The sequence below is a fragment of the Empedobacter sp. EJD.6dd genome (assembly GCF_057369435.1).
Map to the genome: position 1 here is coordinate 248,515 of NZ_CM170667.1, position 15,945 is coordinate 264,459.

A 15,945-nucleotide genomic window follows, 5' to 3' on the forward strand; every position below is an offset into this window, starting at 1 on the left:
ACAAAAAAGCGATTCAGTAATCTGAATCGCTTTTATTTATTCTTCTAATTTCTGAATCTTAAAACCTGCATCGGTAACGGCTTCAACAACTTCTTCTTCATCTTCGGTTGTTACCACAGTCAGTACTTTTCTATCATCAGAAGTATCAACATTCCAATTGTCCTCTCCAACAGCTTCATCCAAAAATGGTTTTACAGATTTGATACAGCTGTCACAATTTATATTTGTCTTGAATTTTAATTGGCTCATAACTTTACAATTTAGACTCAAATTTATAAAGATTTCATAAGATTAAAAAAACGTTTAAGTAATATTTGATTTCGAAATTTAAATAAAAATCAATGAAACGTAATTTAGATGTTGTGGTAATTTCGGATGTGCATTTGGGAACTTTCGGTTGCAAGGCGCAAGAGTTGTTGGCTTATCTACAATCAATTAATCCAAAGAAAATTATTCTCAATGGTGATATTGTTGATATTTGGAATTTCAAGAAAAGTTATTTTCCTGAAACTCATCTTCAAATTATTAGTTATTTGCTAAACTTGTCTGAAAAAGGTATTCCAATCGTTTATATTACTGGAAATCATGATGAGTTATTGCGTAAGTTTACGACTATGCGTTTTGGGAATATACTATTGACGGATAAATTTATGTTGAAACAAGACGATAAAGTCGCGTGGATTTTTCATGGAGATGTGTTTGATGCATCAATTCAACATTCTAAATGGATTGCAAAATTAGGCGGTTGGGGGTATGATAAATTGATTCAACTAAATTACTTTATCAATAAATGTTTAGAGTTTTTTGGAAGAGAACGCTATTCTTTATCTCAAAAGATTAAAAATTCGGTTAAAAAAGCGGTTAAACATATCAATGATTTCGAACAAACTGCTGCTGAATTAGCGATAGAAAATCAGTATGATTATGTGATTTGCGGTCATATTCATCAACCACAATTGCGAAAAGTAAAAACTGATAAAGGAACTTGTGTGTACATGAATTCGGGTGATTGGATCGAGAATTTATCCGCTTTAGAATGCATTGATGGAAATTGGTCGGTGTTTTATTTTGAAGAACACAAACATACTTTAATGCAAAACTTAGAAGAAATCGAGTTTAATTATTCGTTAGATGAGTTGATTGTTTCTATTCTCAATAAAAAGTAAATGAAAATTTTATATGCTTTGCAAGGAACGGGAAATGGACATTTGGCGCGAGCACAAAAGATGTTGCCTATTCTTGAAGAATATGGAAAATTAGATATTTTTATGAGTGGTAATAATTCGCAATTACAACTCGAAAATTATCAATTTAAACATCACAAAGGTTTATCATTATTTTATAATCAGATGGGGAAAGTTTCATATAAACGAATTTTGAAGGAGAATAGTTTTAAATCTTTTTGGAATGAAGTGAATCATTTTCCAATTGAAAAATATGATTTAATTATAAATGATTTTGAGCCTATAACAGCGCATTCGGCTCGAAAGAAGAAGAAAACTATTGTAGGATTAAGTCATCAAGCATCACTTTTATTTGATGAAACGCCAAAAGTGAAGAACAAAACAGGCGAAACGATTATAAAATATTATGCACCAACTTCTAAATATTATGGTTTTCATTTTGAAGAATACAATGATTCGATTTTTTCACCCATTATTAGAGATAAAATAAGAGTACTAAATCCAAAACAAGGCGATTATTATTTGGTGTATTTGCCAAGTTTTCATCCAATAGAAATTATTGAAAAGTTATCGTTTATCAAAGATTCAAAATGGAAAGTTTTTTCTCCCTTTATCAAAGAATATTCGAAACAATTTAATGTAGAGATTTATCCAATTGATGAACGTCTTTTTACCAAAACTTTAGAAAATTGCAAAGGAGTTTTGTGTGGTGCTGGTTTCGAATTGCCTGCCGAAAGTATTTATCTTAAAAAGAAGCTTTTTGTGATTCCGATCAAAGGTCAATACGAACAATTGTGTAACTGCGAGGCTTTAAAAATGATTGGCGTTGATTATTCATATGATTTGAATGTCCAACAATTGCAACGTTGGGTGGATTCGAATAAAATTATTGAGAAAGATTTCCCAGATCAAGCCGAAGAAATCATTCAAAAAGTAATTTTTGAAGCGTCTCATTAATTATTTTTCCAGAATGCTGGCGTAAATAAAACTAAGATTGTATAAAGCTCTAATCGACCTAAAACCATTAAAAAACAACATAATAATTTTGCACTATCCGTTAAAGAATTCATTGAGGTACCCGGACCAAATTCGCCAATTCCCGGACCTACGTTTCCTAAAGTGGAAGCAGTTAATGTTAAAGAAGCCAAAATATCTTGGAAACTCATTGTTATACCATAATTTAAAAGAGCAAATAAAATAGAGCTTACAATCCAAGTAAACATAAACATAACAAAGAATGCCATGACGTGGAAAACGATGGACTGATTTAATGAACGATTATTATAACGTACAGGAATAATCGCATTTGGATGTAAAATTCGTTTAAATTCAATCCAACTATTTTTTAATAAAATGACGTGTCGAATAACTGTAATTCCTCCGGAAGTTGACCCTGCTGAACCTCCAATAAAGAATAAAGAGAAGAAAATAAGTGTGGTTACAGTTAGCCAACTTGTGTAATCTTCCATTGCTAAGGCCGTTGTAGAGGCAATAGAAACAACATGAAACAATGAACTTCTGAATGAATGTTCAAAATTAAACCAAGAATAAGTTTCGACGGAATAATTCGGGTAAATATTGAAAAATAACACAACGAATACAATAAATGTTACCACGGCAAGTAAACCTACCCACCAACGGAATTCCTCATTTTTCCATACTTTTTTGAATTGTCCTTTAATCAATAAATAAATCAAAGCGAAATTTGTTCCTCCTAAAAACATCATCACAATCAATACATATTGAATAAAAATGTTGTTATTCCAATACATTAAACCTTCGTTTTTAGTCGAGAAACCTGCTGTTGCAATCACGCTCATAGAATGGTTTGCTGCATCAAATAAATTCATTCCTCCAAAGTAAAGTAACAAGGCAAAAAATGCTGTTAATCCTAAATAAACTAACCATAAATTTTTAGCTGTTTCAGTAATTCGAGGATGGATTTTATCAGTGTAAATTCCAGGTGCTTCTGCCATAAAAAGCTGTCGTCCACCAATTCCAAGGAACGGTAAAATGGCGATTGTCAAAACGATGATTCCCATTCCGCCAATCCAATTGGTTGTACTTCGCCAAAACAATATACTTTTTGGGAGACTTTCTACATCATCATAAATAGATGTTCCGGTCGCTGTATAGCCCGAAACAGTTTCGTAAACAATGTTGACAAAACTAAAATTTTCATTGATGATATGATCGTATGGTAGTAAAATTAAAGAGGTTACATAAGGTAAACAGCCAGAGAGTATCAGGAAAAGCCATCCAACACAAACCACGATATAACCTTCACGTTTATTAATATGTTTTCTTCGATCTCGCGTAAAATACATCATTGCAGCTCCAGATAATCCTACTAAACTACCAGAAAGTAAAAATGGGTAGAGTAGATGATCATTAAAATAAACGCTAACACATGTTGCAATAAACATGAAAAGCGCATTTAATAATAGTAAAACACCCGAAAGATTCAGGATTACTTTGATGTTAAGCGATTTCATTATTTAAAATATTTAGTCACTTTCGGAATTAAATTCGCTTGGCTAAAAACAACAACATGATCTTTTGGTTCGATAATGAAATCCTTTGTTGGAATAAATCCATCATTTCCACGAACTATTCCGGCAATAATTGCACCTTCTTTGAAAGGGAAATCGGATACATGTTTATTTGCTATTTCAGAGTTTTCGTGAATTCTAAATTCTAAAACTTCCGCATCCAAATCTGAAATTCCAGTAACATCCATCACAGAACCTTGACGAATATAACGGAAAATACTATCAGCTGTTAAAAGTTTTTTATTGATAAAAGCGTTAATTCCAACTTCTTGACTAAGATGAATATAATCGATATTTTCGACTAAAGCAATCGTTTTTTTAACACCTTTAGATTTTGCCAAAAGACACGACATAATATTGGTTTCTGAACTTCCTGTTACGGCAATAAATGCATCAGAATCAGAGATACCTTCTTCTAACAACAATTCTCCATCTCGACCATCTCCATTGATAATCAAAATGTTATTTAAATCATCTGCTAAATCAAATGCTTTATTTCGGTTGATTTCCAGTAGTTTAACATTGTGTTTGTTGTCTTTTAAAAGTTTGGAAACTTTTACGCCGATACTTCCTCCTCCCAAAACAATTACATTTTTGAAATACTCTTGTTTTTTTCCAAGGATTTTATAGATTTCTAAAATTCCAGCTTTTTTAACAATAAAATAAACGTGATCGTCAATTTTAAATTCTGTTTCAGCTTCTGGAATAATAGTTTGATATTCGCCACGTTCGTTGCTTCGAATAATTGCAATTGGCATCAAAAGATTGTCTTCACCACCTTTTGTTGTCAAATACATGTCTTTATATTTTTTGTCCAAAATCTTACAATCCTTATCCAAAACAGTTCCAACCATAAATAATTGTCCGTTTGCAAATGGATGCATCGCATTGAAAGCAGATTGTTGAACAAGAGAATAAATTTCGTCAGCAGCTAATTTTTCTGGACTAATTAACGCATCAATTCCCATTCTTTGCACCCAAATTTGATTTTCTTTGTACAAAAATTCGGGATTAGAAATGCGTGCCAATGTACGTTTTGCTCCTAAATCTTTGGCAATTGAAGCACTTGTAAGATTGGTATTTTGAAGATGAGTAACAGATATGAAAATATCAGTATCATCAATTCCAACTTCTCTTAAAGCTTTGAAAGATGTGATGTCGCCACGATATGCCATTACATCTAAAGAATTTTCGATCATCAACAATTTATCTTTGTCCATGTCCATGATGACAATGTCATTCATTTCATTGGAAAGTAATTTAGCTAAGTGAAAACCAACTTCTCCAGCGCCTCCGATTAATATTTTCATGAAAGAAATTTAGTATAAAACTATTTTGACGTTTCTTTTTGTCCCATTAACATTAGAAACGATTTTAAGAATTCGTCTAAATCACCGTTCATCACAGCATCCACATTACCTGTTTCTGTTCCTGTTCTAACGTCTTTTACCAATTTATATGGATGCATGACATAATTACGAATTTGAGAACCCCATTCGATTTTCATCTTATTTGCCTCAATTTCGTTACGTGCAGCCATTTTCTTCTCTAATTCTATTTTGTATAATTCAGATTTTAACATCTCCATTGCACGTTCGCGATTGGCTAATTGAGAACGTTCAACTTGACAAACCACTACAATTCCTGTTGGTTTGTGTGTTAACTGAACTTTAGTTTCTACTTTATTTACATTTTGCCCTCCAGCACCACCAGAACGAGACGTTTGTAATTCGATATCAGCAGGATTAATTTCAATTTCGATTGTGTCATCTACAATTGGCGAAACATAAACCGAAACGAAACTCGTATGACGCTTTGCATTACTATCAAAAGGTGAAATACGCACTAAACGATGAACACCGTTTTCTCCTTTTAGATAACCAAAAGCAAACTCTCCATCAACTTCTAATGTTACAGTTTTTACACCAGCAACATCACCCGCTTGGTAGTTTAATTCTTTTACTTTATACCCATGTTTTTCAGCCCACATCAAATACATACGCATCAACATCGATGCCCAATCACATGATTCAGTTCCACCAGCTCCGGCTGTAATTTGCAGAATTGCTCCAAGATTATCACCTTCTTCTGAAAGCATATTTTTGAACTCAACATCTTCTAAAAGTTTAGCAACAACGTTATATTGTTCCATTACTTCTTCATCTGTAACTTCACCTTCGCGGTTAAACTCTACTAAAACTTCAACATCATTTACAGCATTTGCAATTGTTTGATATTCTTCGATCCATTTCTTTTTTCCGCGTAAAACTTTCATAAATGCTTCAGCTTCTTTCGGATTGTTCCAAAATTCAGGAGAAGCAGCATGTTCTTCTTCATTCTGAACTTCAATTTCTTTTTGCTCGATTTCCAAATATTCGTGCAAATCCTGTGTACGTTTTTGGATGTCTTTTAGTAATTCGTTATTAAACATAATTGCAAATGTATAAAAATAGGAGATTTTAACGTTAGGATATTAAGCATTAATCACTTTGTCATCTTTTCCGTTCCATGATAGAATTTTATAGGTAAAACCTTCTTCAGTTTTGATTTCTTGATCTTTCAAAACTAAAAAAGTATCATCCCAATCTTCATCTTCGTAACTCACAACCCAAAACAATTCATTGTAGATTAAACCTTCCAAAATATAGATTAACTCTTCAACAGAATCTACTTCGTACGTAGTAAAAGGATAAGAAGTCTTGATCCAAATCTTATCATCTTCTGAAGTCTGAATATATAAATCTCCCAAAGTAGATTTGTACTCGTTTTCGATATGAAATTCTAATAATTCTGTTTCTTTTTTGTTAAGTTCAGCTAAATCTGGTAAAGCTTCTATTATTTGATTATATATAGTGGTTGAAAAATCGTTCATCTCTCTAAAAAATTAGCTTGCAAAAATAAGCGATATTATCTAATTCTGACACGATATTTGTTTTCTATGAATCGAAAGAAGTTAAATAGCTTATATTCAAACTCATATCCGTAATCGACAGTAGGATCCAAATCTATACTAACAGCATATAAATCTGGATTGTAAACCATTGGTTGCATGTGACGTTGATTCCAAATCATTACGTATTGCCGATTTTTTTGTTCATAATATTCCTTTGAATAATACTCTTTTGGTAAAGCAACTGTTTTTAAATAAACATCATATTGTGGATCAAATACAACAATGTCATAATCGCCATCTTCGTTTGGTTCAAATTTTAATGAGTTTCCATCTTTATTTGGAACTGTATTTTGAGATGATTGGGTTGTAGAACAAGCAAAAAATAAAAGCGGAAGGCTTATTAATAGGATTAGCTTTTTCATAATTTTTAATTTGATTAAATTTACTAAAAAATAACGATATGTATACGATTTTGCATAATTCTCGCTGCGGTAAAAGTAGAGAAGCTATAAAAGTTTTAGAGGAATCTGGAAAAGAATATGAAGTGAGAGAATATTTAAAACAAACCTTATCTAAAGAAGAATTGAAAGAAGTTTTATCTAAATTAAATTTGAAACCTATGGATATTGTTAGGACAAATGAAGAAGAATGGAAAATAAATTTCAAAAACAAAGAAATGTCTGATGAAGATATATTGGATGCAATGGTTGAATATCCTAAATTGATTCAGCGTCCAATTGTAACAGATGAAAAAAGTGGAGTAGTAGGACGTCCAAAAGAATTGGTCGAAAATTTTATTAAATAATTTGGTTTAATAATTGTTAGTATTTCTAAAAACTAAACATAAAAACTATGAAAATTTTAGATGCATTAACAAAAAATCAAACCGAGAAAGGAACAAAAATAGGATTATTAACAACTGCTGCGACTACAGGTGTGACTGTTGCTAAATTCTTAGGAAAACGTTCTATTTATGGAATAATTGGTGGTATTGCTGTGACATTAGCTGCTGACTATATTCGTAAAAAATATGAAAAGAAAATAGAAACTGATCATTCAGAAAATACTTTGGAACAATAAAAAAAAATCGCCTTTAATTTATAAGGGCGATTTTTTTTATAACCTTACATGATGATTTTTGTAAAAAATTTATAATCTTTTATTTGAAGTTATAAAATAGTTGAAAATCATCAATTTACGACAATTTATTTTTTAAAATATTGGTTTAATCTTTGATTATAAAAGAGATAAATGTATATTTTTTTATTTCATTTATAATAATCGTATCAAAAAACCAATAATGTTGTTAAAATTCACATCAAAAGGAATTTACTGTATTCCTGGTAAATTTTACATTGACCCATGGAAACCTGTAGATTTAGCTATTATTACACATGGTCATGCTGATCATGCGCGTGTTGGTATGAAGAAATATTTGTGCCATCATTTTACAAAACCTATTCTTTATTCTCGATTAGGAAAGGATATTGTTTGTCAAGGCGTTGAATATGGTGAGGTTATTACAATAAATGGGGTAAAAGTATCTCTTTTTCCTGCTGGTCATATTATTGGTTCTGCTCAAATTAGGATGGAATATAAAGGTTATGTTTCTGTTGTTTCTGGGGATTATAAAGTTCAAAATGATGGCTTGTCAACACCCTTCGAAGTTGTAAAATGTAACGAATTTGTTTCTGAAAGTACATTTGGTTTGCCTATTTATAATTGGCTTTCTGTTAAAGAACTAGAAAATCAAATGAAAAATTGGGTTTTAAAAAATATCAACAATAAAAAAACGTCAGTTTTTATTGGTTATTCATTAGGCAAATCTCAACGAATAATGAAAGCTTTAGAGGAATTTGGTGAATTGAATGTACATTATTCAATTTCTAAATTAAATGAAGCTTATGAGAGTGTTGGTGTGAAATTACCAGCTTATAAAACAATAGATTTAAGAGAAAATAAGGAAAAGTTGAATGGTAAAATTATTATCTTACCTCCAGCATTGGTTGATAATCCAATCATGAAGAAAATTCCAAATCTCGCATATGCCATCTGTTCTGGTTGGATGCAGATTCGTGGTGCAAGACGTTGGAGAAGTGCTGATGCAGGTTTTGCTATTAGTGACCACGCAGATTGGCAAGGTTTAATTTCTGCAATAAAGGCTACAGAAGCAGAGAAGGTTCATATTACACATGGTCAAACTGCTGTTTTTGCAAAGTATTTGAATGAAATAGGAATTGTCGCAGATGAGGTGAAAACTGCTTATGGAGATGATGATGAATTGATTCAAAATGAAGTTTCATGAGAGATTTTGCTAGTTTGATAAATGCATTAGATAGCACAAATAAAACGTCTTTAAAGCAAGAAGCAATTAGTGATTTTTTGAGTATAGCTTCTTCTCAAGACAAATTGTGGTTTTTGGCTTTATTTACAGGTAAAAAACCAAAAAGAAATGTCAATTCTACTTTGTTAAAAAAATGGGTAATGGAAAAAGCTCAAATTTCTGAATGGTTATTTATCGAATGTTATTCCGCTGTAGGTGATTTAGGTGAAACAATTTCTTTGCTATTACCAAAACCAGAACATCATTTAGAACTTTCCTTATCACAATGGATGGAAAAAATAATAGAACTAAAAGATTTAACAGAAATTGATAAAAAATCATTTGTCATCAATGCATGGAATAATCTTGATTATATGGAACGTTTTATTTTTAATAAATTACTAGGAGGAAGTTTCAGGATTGGGGTTTCTTCTAAAACTCTTGTCAATACCTTGGCTAAATATTATCAATTAGAACCTAGTGCAATTGCTCACAGTATAATTGGAGAATGGAACCCATTAGAAGTAGATTTTGAATCACTCATAAAAGGAAAATATATTAATACGAATTTATCTAAACCATATCCATTCTGTCTCGCATATGGATTAGAAAAAGATTTAGAAAATTTAGGCTCTGTAAATGACTGGCAAGTAGAATATAAATGGGATGGTATAAGAGGACAAATAATAAAAAGAAATAACGAAATTTTTATTTGGTCGCGAGGAGAAGAATTAATAACCAATCAATTTCCTGAAATAATTGAAGAGATAGTAAAATGGGATGGAGATTTTGTTTTAGATGGAGAAATTTTAGCTTTTAAAAATAATAAAGTACTTAATTTTAATGAACTTCAAAAAAGATTGAATCGAAAATCGTTATCCAAAAAATTAATGGAAGAAATTCCCGCTGTTTTATTTGTTTATGATTTATTAGAATTTGATCAAGTTGATTATCGTGAAAAATCATTACAAATAAGAAGACAAAAATTAGAAGAAATAGTCACTAATAATTCTTCAGGAATAGTTTTTTTGTCACAAAAAATTAAGTTTGAAGAATGGAAGCAATTAGATGATATTCGACAAAATGCACGAGAAATAAACAGTGAAGGTTTAATGCTCAAATCAAATCAATCAATTTATCACACCGGTCGTAAAAAAGGTGATTGGTGGAAGTGGAAAATTGATCCGTTTACAATAGATGCTGTACTTATTTATGCACAAAAGGGTAGTGGTAGACGAAGTGGTTATTATACAGATTACACTTTTGCAGTGAAAAAAGAAGGTAAATTAGTTACCATTGCAAAGGCATATTCTGGTCTTACAGATAAAGAAATTCAAGAAGTTAGTAAATTTATTTCAAAAAATGTGATCGAAAAATTCGGTCCTGTTCGAACTGTAAAACCCGAATTAGTTTTCGAATTAGCATTTGAAGGGATAGGTTTTAGTAAGCGACATAAATCTGGTGTAGCACTACGATTTCCGAGAATACTACGTTGGCGAAGAGATAAAGTAGTGGATGAAATAGATGACATTGAAGAGATAAAAAAACTTATAATGTGATGCAAAAGTTTGAAGATTCTCAAGGTTTTAGAATTATACAAAAATGGTTAAATGAAAAGGAAATAAAACCATTTTCGTTTCAAAAGACAACATGGTATCGCTATACTAACGGATATTCTGGCATGGTTGTCGCACCAACCGGTTTTGGAAAAACATATTCTGTTTTTATTGCTGTACTAATTGATTTTCTTAATCATACATCTCAATACAAATCAGGTTTAAAATTAATTTGGATAACACCACTCAAATCTTTGGCAAAAGATTTAGCTCTTGCAATGCAAGAAGCGATTGATGAAATAGGTCTTGATTGGACAGTAGATGTAAGAAATGGAGATACAGATTCTAAAAAGAAGCAACAACAAAGCAAATTAATGCCAGATGTGCTCCTCGTTACACCTGAAAGTCTACATCTTTTGATGGCACAAAAAAATAACCAACAATTCTTTAAACATTTAAAATGTATTGCTGTTGATGAATGGCACGAACTATTGAGTACCAAACGTGGTGTAATGGTAGAATTAGCCTTAGCTGTTTTGAAATATAGATATCCTAAATTACAAATTTGGGGAATTTCAGCTACCATTGGTAATTTAGAACAAGCAATAAATGTATTAATTCCAAACGAGAAAAAAAGAACGAAAATCATAGCGAAAGAGCAAAAGAATATCGAAATTTTAGCTGTATATCCACCAGAAGTAGAAATTTTACCTTGGGCAGGGCATTTTGGAGGGAAATTAGCAGATGAAGTTGTCAAAATTATTTTAAACTCTCAATCCACTATTATTTTTACCAACACCAGAAACCAATCTGAAATGTGGTATCAGCTATTGTTAAATACTTATCCAGATTTTGCTGGTCAAATAGCGTTACACCATAGTTCTATAGATGCATCAATTAGGTCTTGGGTAGAAGATAATTTGAATTCAGGAGCTCTAAAAGCAGTTGTTTCTACTTCTTCTTTAGATTTAGGAGTAGATTTTAAACCTGTAGATACTGTAATACAAATTGGCTCTAGTAAAGGAATTGCTCGATTTATGCAACGCGCAGGACGAAGTGGACATTCTCCTTTCGAAACTTCAAAAATTTATTTTGTACCAACACATTCATTAGAATTGATTGAAGTTTCAGCATTAAAAGAAGCTGTAAGAAAAAAGGTTATAGAGGCAAGAGAACCATTGGTACTTACGTATGATGTTTTAGTACAATTTCTTGTCACATTAGCTTTAGGTGGAGGTTTTTATGCAGATGATTTATTTGTCGTTATACAATCTACTTATGTTTTTTCAGAGTTAAATGAGGAAGATTGGAAATGGTGTATTTACTTTATTACACAAGGAGGTAAAATTGGAAATAATTACGAGGAATTTCATAAAGTTATCAAGGAAAATGATGGTAAATTAATTGTAGAAAAAATAAGAATAGCAATGCTTCATCGAATGAATATAGGTGTAATTGTAAGTGATTCTATGCTTAAAGTTAAATTTATTTCTGGAGGATATATTGGAATGGTTGAAGAATATTTTATCTCTAAATTAAGAAAAGGAGATAAATTTATACTGGCTGGGCGAGTATTAGAATACCTGATGATAAAAGAAATGACAGTCTATGTAAAATCATCTAAAGGTAAGGCGATTGCACCTAGTTGGTTAGGAGGTAGATTACCATTGTCATCTAATTTGAGTTTCTTTTTGCGAAAAAAATTAGCTAAATCATTATCTCCAAATTCTAAAGAAAAAGAATTAAATTTTTTACATCCTTTGTTAGTGGCTCAAAACGAAAATTCACATATACCTCAAGAAAATGAATTTTTAGTTGAACAAATTAAAACAAGAGAGGGATATCATTTGTTTTTTTATCCTTTCGAAGGCCGTTTAATCCATGAAGTTATGGCTGCGTTATTAGCATTTAGAATTTCCAAATTATATGCTATAAGCTTTTCTATGGCTATGAATGATTATGGATTTGAATTGTTTTCAGACAAAGAAATTATATTATCTGAATTAGAATTACACAAGATTTTATCTAAAGAAAACCTTATGCAGGATGTGATAAGCAGTGTAAACGCAACCGAAATGGCAAAAAGAAAATTTAGAGATATAGCTGTTATTGCTGGAATGGTTGTACAAAAAATTCCTGGACGACAATTGAATAATAAATCTTTGCAAGCTTCATCAGGAATCATTTTTTCAGTTTTAGAAGAGTATGATTCAAGTAATTTATTATTAAAACAAGCTTATACAGAGGTTTTTAATCAACAATTAGAAGAGCCACGATTAAGAGCTGCTTTTGATAGAATTCATAGAAGTAACATTATTTATATTCACTCAGATCATTTTACACCACTAAGTTTTCCTATAAAAGTTGATAGTTTAAGACAATCTCTCTCAAGCGAAGATTTAGCAACTAGAATAAGAAAAATGCAAGAGGCAAATCTGAAAAAGAGCACGAAAAATAAAAGATGAATTTAATAGAAAAATCAATTATTGTTAACGATCAGAAATTAATTTTAACTAATGAACGAGTTGTTTTTTGGGAAAAAGAAAATGCATTAATTTTATCGGATTTGCATGTAGGAAAAACGGCTCACTTCCGAAACAATGGCATTGCGATTCCTGTTGATGTTTTGCAACAAGATTTACTAAGATTATCTTCTATTATTAATCATTATTCTCCTAAAAAAATTATTATTGTTGGAGATTTAGTTCATGCTAGTAGAAATTCTGATTTAGATTATTTTCGCGATTTCTTAAAACAATTCTCGACAATTAAAATTCTATTAATCAAAGGAAATCATGATCGTGTTTCAACTAATTTTTTAAAAGAAATTGGTGTGTCAGAGTTTCATTCTTTTATTGAAATAGATCCATTTTTATTTAGTCATGAATCTTTACAATCTCATCAACAATTTACTATTTCTGGACATATACATCCTGGCATTAAGCTTAAAACATCTATACACACCTACCTTAAATTTCCGTGTTATATTTTGACTAATTCTCAATTGATTTTACCAGCTTTTAGTTTATTTACAGGGCTAGATACAAAAAATCATCCTGATAATTCGGTTTATTACTTTTTTAATGAAGAAGGAATTTATACTTTTTAACCAATAATTTAATACTATTCAGAATAGAAATTATTACTTATTATCAAGGCTTTATTGTACATGTTAATTTTTAAATAATCCTATTTTGTTATTCGATCAAAACCAAAAGTTTTTAAACGATCATCATTTTTATTAAGAATAATATTTTTTAAAACCTGAGCTGCAACCATAGAAAATGTAATTCCATTCCCTCCATAGCCTAAAGCAAATAGAGTACGATCTCCTTTTTTCCATGCTCCCATATAAGGTAAACCATCATCAGTCGAACTAAATGTTCCGCACCAAGCCATCTCAGTTTTAAATTCAATAGTAGGATATAGATTTTTGAATTTTCGTTCTAAAATTTTGACCTTAGTACGAAGTAGTTCATCTCTTTTTTCAGGATTTTGAAAATCTTCATCTTCACCACCAACAATCAAACGGTTATCTTTTGTAGTTCTCATGTATAGATATGGTTCTGCAGTTTCCCAAATTAAACTACGGTTTGGCCAAATCATTTTTTCATCAATTGGAGCAGAACAAATAGCATAGGTAGATAACAAATTCATCACTTTTTTAGGAAGGAATTGCCCTGCTTCAAATCCAGTTGCAACAATTACATATTTACACGAAACAGTATGACCATGCTGTGTGATGAGTTTGCAACCTTTTTTAGTTTCTTGTATTTTTTCAACTTTTGTATGCGTGTAAATTTTTAGATTGTGTTTTTGTTGATGATATTTCAGTAAATTAATCGCTCCTTTATATGCATCCATTTGAGCTGAGGTATCATTTTGTAATGCAGCAATTCCGTCTATGTTTTGATATTCTTTTAATTGTTGTGCATGCAAATATTTTACAGGTAAGCCAACTTCTGTTCTTATTTCAAACTCTTTATCTAATAACTCAACACCAGCTTTATTACTTGCCAATAAGACTGTTGGAACTCTTGTAAAATCAGCATCAATATTTGTTTTCTTAAAAATAGTTTCAATATCTGTAATTGATTGTAAGCAATTAAAATAAGCGTCGATAGCAATTTTTTTGGGAACTTTATGAATTAATTTACACAAAGGTGTATCAATTTCATATTGTAATTGTGCTGTACTTGCGGCAGAACTTCCAGTAGAAATAGTTCGTTTATCAATTAATGCACATTCTATTCCTGCTTCGCATAATTCATGAGCTACTAATGCACCTGTAATACCAGAACCGATTATAGCAACATCAATTTTAAAATCATTTCGAAGAGGATTGTATAAGTCAAAAAATTCATTTTTAACAATCCAATAAGGTAATCCAGAATGTAAATCCATGTTTATTGCGTTAAGTGGTTTAGATAAGATAAACCTTAAAAATCAAGCCAAAAATAGTAAATCTCTCTTGTTGGGTGAAATAATTTTGAAAATGTTAAACATTTAAAAATGTGATAATTGGCTTGATGCTTGTGATGAATTAGAAGTTAATCTATTAGTTAGATTATAAAATCACTTAAAAATAGAATTATGACTAAATTAAAACGAAAAAATTATAAACTGAATTATATCGATTATGGTGATAAACTTGCTCAACCCGTTATTTTGATTCATGGTTGGCCACTTAGTTTACAATCGTGGGAATATCAAATTCCAAAAATTGTAGAAGCTGGTTTTCGTTGTATAGCTTATGACCGAAAAGGTTTTGGAAAATCGTGTGCAACATGGGATCGTTATGATTATGATGCATTGGCAGAAGATCTACACGCGTTGATTGATGATTTGCAGTTGAAAAATGTAGTGTTAGTAGGTTTTTCGATGGGTGGAGGAGAAGTAGTTCGCTATATTGCGAATTACGGAAACAAAAATATTTCAAAAATTGCTTTAATTAGTTCAATTATTCCTCTAGTAAAACAAACTGATGATAATGAGCATGGCGTTCCGCAAAAGGATTTAGATCACATTATTCATCAACTTGAAACAAATCGATTGGAATTTTTAGAAGGTTTTCATAAAGGCTTTTACAATCATGGTTTGTTAAAAAAATCTGTAAGCAAAGAGCAATTAGATTTTGATTTTTCTGTTTCTTCTCATGCTTCACCTATTGCAACTCTAAAAGCTGCACGCTCTTGGATAGATACAGATTTTAGAACTGAATGTAAAATGATTGATGTGCCAACATTAATTATTCATGGAAAAGATGATCAGACTGTACCAATAAAAACTGCAGGAGATCAAGCTTCAAAATTGATTACGAATTCGACTTATATTGTTTATGAAGATGCTTCGCATGGTTTGAATATTACTCATAAAGAGCAGTTGAATATGGATTTGGTAGAATTTCTGTTGAATATAGAACTCCAAAAAGATTAGA

The 15,945-nt window shown here is 30.9% G+C and carries 16 protein-coding genes; 9 read left to right on the forward strand and 7 right to left on the reverse strand.

Going from position 1 to position 15,945, the window contains the following annotated elements; genetic code table 11:
- Positions 1 to 36: 36 nt before the first annotated feature.
- Positions 37 to 249: a hypothetical protein gene (locus AC2I98_RS01190; RefSeq protein WP_486412824.1), complete on the reverse strand. Its 213-nt coding sequence runs from the start codon at positions 247 to 249 to the stop codon at positions 37 to 39.
- A gap of 92 nt (positions 250 to 341) precedes the next feature.
- Between AC2I98_RS01190 and AC2I98_RS01195 the strand changes: the two genes are divergently transcribed.
- Together AC2I98_RS01195 and AC2I98_RS01200 are read left to right on the forward strand one after the other, a co-directional pair.
- On the forward strand, positions 342 to 1,166 hold the full coding sequence (locus AC2I98_RS01195) for a UDP-2,3-diacylglucosamine diphosphatase (protein ID WP_486412825.1): 825 nt from the start codon (positions 342 to 344) through the stop codon (positions 1,164 to 1,166).
- On the forward strand, positions 1,167 to 2,141 hold the full coding sequence (locus AC2I98_RS01200; protein WP_486412826.1) for a glycosyltransferase family protein: 975 nt from the start codon (positions 1,167 to 1,169) through the stop codon (positions 2,139 to 2,141).
- Here AC2I98_RS01200 and AC2I98_RS01205 read toward each other — a convergent pair.
- Genes AC2I98_RS01205 through AC2I98_RS01225 form a run of 5 tightly spaced genes read right to left on the reverse strand, consistent with a single transcriptional unit; the run spans position 2,138 to position 7,051 of the window.
- Positions 2,138 to 3,679 carry a TrkH family potassium uptake protein gene (locus AC2I98_RS01205; protein WP_486412827.1) on the reverse strand — a complete coding sequence of 514 codons (1,542 nt, stop codon included), beginning with the start codon at positions 3,677 to 3,679 and terminating at the stop codon, positions 2,138 to 2,140. The genes AC2I98_RS01200 and AC2I98_RS01205 overlap by 4 nt on opposite strands.
- Positions 3,679 to 5,046, reverse strand: coding sequence for a Trk system potassium transporter TrkA (gene trkA, locus AC2I98_RS01210; RefSeq protein ID WP_486412828.1), 1,368 nt, complete (start codon positions 5,044 to 5,046; stop codon positions 3,679 to 3,681). The genes AC2I98_RS01205 and trkA overlap by 1 nt, the downstream gene beginning before the upstream one ends.
- Positions 5,047 to 5,066: 20 nt before the next feature.
- Positions 5,067 to 6,167: a peptide chain release factor 2 gene (gene prfB / locus AC2I98_RS01215; RefSeq protein WP_486412829.1), complete on the reverse strand. Its 1,101-nt coding sequence runs from the start codon at positions 6,165 to 6,167 to the stop codon at positions 5,067 to 5,069.
- A 42-nt stretch (positions 6,168 to 6,209) separates the two neighbouring features.
- On the reverse strand, positions 6,210 to 6,608 hold the full coding sequence (locus AC2I98_RS01220) for a hypothetical protein (RefSeq protein ID WP_486412830.1): 399 nt from the start codon (positions 6,606 to 6,608) through the stop codon (positions 6,210 to 6,212).
- 35 nt (positions 6,609 to 6,643) lie between these two features.
- Positions 6,644 to 7,051, reverse strand: a complete 408-nt coding sequence (locus AC2I98_RS01225; protein ID WP_486412831.1) for a DUF6146 family protein — start codon at positions 7,049 to 7,051, stop codon at positions 6,644 to 6,646.
- Positions 7,052 to 7,089: 38 nt separating this feature from the next.
- Between AC2I98_RS01225 and arsC the strand changes: the two genes are divergently transcribed.
- From arsC to pdeM, 6 genes are all read left to right on the forward strand, one after another.
- Positions 7,090 to 7,434, forward strand: a complete 345-nt coding sequence (arsC, locus tag AC2I98_RS01230; RefSeq protein WP_486412832.1) for an arsenate reductase (glutaredoxin) — start codon at positions 7,090 to 7,092, stop codon at positions 7,432 to 7,434.
- A 47-nt stretch (positions 7,435 to 7,481) separates the two neighbouring features.
- On the forward strand, positions 7,482 to 7,709 hold the full coding sequence (locus AC2I98_RS01235; protein ID WP_486412833.1) for a hypothetical protein: 228 nt from the start codon (positions 7,482 to 7,484) through the stop codon (positions 7,707 to 7,709).
- A 217-nt stretch (positions 7,710 to 7,926) separates the two neighbouring features.
- Complete coding sequence (locus AC2I98_RS01240) at positions 7,927 to 8,934, forward strand: ligase-associated DNA damage response exonuclease (protein ID WP_486414096.1); 1,008 nt, start codon at positions 7,927 to 7,929, stop codon at positions 8,932 to 8,934.
- Positions 8,931 to 10,511 carry an ATP-dependent DNA ligase gene (locus AC2I98_RS01245; RefSeq protein WP_486412834.1) on the forward strand — a complete coding sequence of 527 codons (1,581 nt, stop codon included), beginning with the start codon at positions 8,931 to 8,933 and terminating at the stop codon, positions 10,509 to 10,511. The genes AC2I98_RS01240 and AC2I98_RS01245 overlap by 4 nt, the downstream gene beginning before the upstream one ends.
- On the forward strand, positions 10,511 to 12,973 hold the full coding sequence (locus tag AC2I98_RS01250; RefSeq protein ID WP_486412835.1) for a ligase-associated DNA damage response DEXH box helicase: 2,463 nt from the start codon (positions 10,511 to 10,513) through the stop codon (positions 12,971 to 12,973). Before AC2I98_RS01245 ends, AC2I98_RS01250 begins: the two co-directional genes overlap by 1 nt.
- Complete coding sequence (pdeM, locus tag AC2I98_RS01255) at positions 12,970 to 13,617, forward strand: ligase-associated DNA damage response endonuclease PdeM (RefSeq protein ID WP_486412836.1); 648 nt, start codon at positions 12,970 to 12,972, stop codon at positions 13,615 to 13,617. The genes AC2I98_RS01250 and pdeM overlap by 4 nt, the downstream gene beginning before the upstream one ends.
- 80 nt (positions 13,618 to 13,697) lie before the next feature.
- On the opposite strand, the gene AC2I98_RS01260 is transcribed toward pdeM, so the two are convergent.
- Complete coding sequence (locus tag AC2I98_RS01260; RefSeq protein WP_486412837.1) at positions 13,698 to 14,912, reverse strand: NAD(P)/FAD-dependent oxidoreductase; 1,215 nt, start codon at positions 14,910 to 14,912, stop codon at positions 13,698 to 13,700.
- Positions 14,913 to 15,101: 189 nt separating this feature from the next.
- Between AC2I98_RS01260 and AC2I98_RS01265 the strand changes: the two genes are divergently transcribed.
- Entirely contained in the window at positions 15,102 to 15,944 is an 843-nt protein-coding gene (locus AC2I98_RS01265) for an alpha/beta fold hydrolase (protein WP_486412838.1), read from the forward strand.
- Position 15,945: the final 1 nt, after the last annotated feature.

What these genes read in the sequence shown, in the direction of transcription:
- AC2I98_RS01190 (WP_486412824.1), bottom strand. Translation starts at nt 249, where the DNA reads ATGAGCCAATTAAAATTCAAGACAAATATAAATTGTGACAGCTGTATC.
- AC2I98_RS01195 (WP_486412825.1), top strand. Translation starts at nt 342, where the DNA reads ATGAAACGTAATTTAGATGTTGTGGTAATTTCGGATGTGCATTTGGGA.
- AC2I98_RS01200 (WP_486412826.1), top strand. Translation starts at nt 1,167, where the DNA reads ATGAAAATTTTATATGCTTTGCAAGGAACGGGAAATGGACATTTGGCG.
- AC2I98_RS01205 (WP_486412827.1), bottom strand. Translation starts at nt 3,679, where the DNA reads ATGAAATCGCTTAACATCAAAGTAATCCTGAATCTTTCGGGTGTTTTA.
- trkA (WP_486412828.1), bottom strand. Translation starts at nt 5,046, where the DNA reads ATGAAAATATTAATCGGAGGCGCTGGAGAAGTTGGTTTTCACTTAGCT.
- prfB (WP_486412829.1), bottom strand. Translation starts at nt 6,167, where the DNA reads ATGTTTAATAACGAATTACTAAAAGACATCCAAAAACGTACACAGGAT.
- AC2I98_RS01220 (WP_486412830.1), bottom strand. Translation starts at nt 6,608, where the DNA reads ATGAACGATTTTTCAACCACTATATATAATCAAATAATAGAAGCTTTA.
- AC2I98_RS01225 (WP_486412831.1), bottom strand. Translation starts at nt 7,051, where the DNA reads ATGAAAAAGCTAATCCTATTAATAAGCCTTCCGCTTTTATTTTTTGCT.
- arsC (WP_486412832.1), top strand. Translation starts at nt 7,090, where the DNA reads ATGTATACGATTTTGCATAATTCTCGCTGCGGTAAAAGTAGAGAAGCT.
- AC2I98_RS01235 (WP_486412833.1), top strand. Translation starts at nt 7,482, where the DNA reads ATGAAAATTTTAGATGCATTAACAAAAAATCAAACCGAGAAAGGAACA.
- AC2I98_RS01245 (WP_486412834.1), top strand. Translation starts at nt 8,931, where the DNA reads ATGAGAGATTTTGCTAGTTTGATAAATGCATTAGATAGCACAAATAAA.
- AC2I98_RS01250 (WP_486412835.1), top strand. Translation starts at nt 10,511, where the DNA reads ATGCAAAAGTTTGAAGATTCTCAAGGTTTTAGAATTATACAAAAATGG.
- pdeM (WP_486412836.1), top strand. Translation starts at nt 12,970, where the DNA reads ATGAATTTAATAGAAAAATCAATTATTGTTAACGATCAGAAATTAATT.
- AC2I98_RS01260 (WP_486412837.1), bottom strand. Translation starts at nt 14,912, where the DNA reads ATGGATTTACATTCTGGATTACCTTATTGGATTGTTAAAAATGAATTT.
- AC2I98_RS01265 (WP_486412838.1), top strand. Translation starts at nt 15,102, where the DNA reads ATGACTAAATTAAAACGAAAAAATTATAAACTGAATTATATCGATTAT.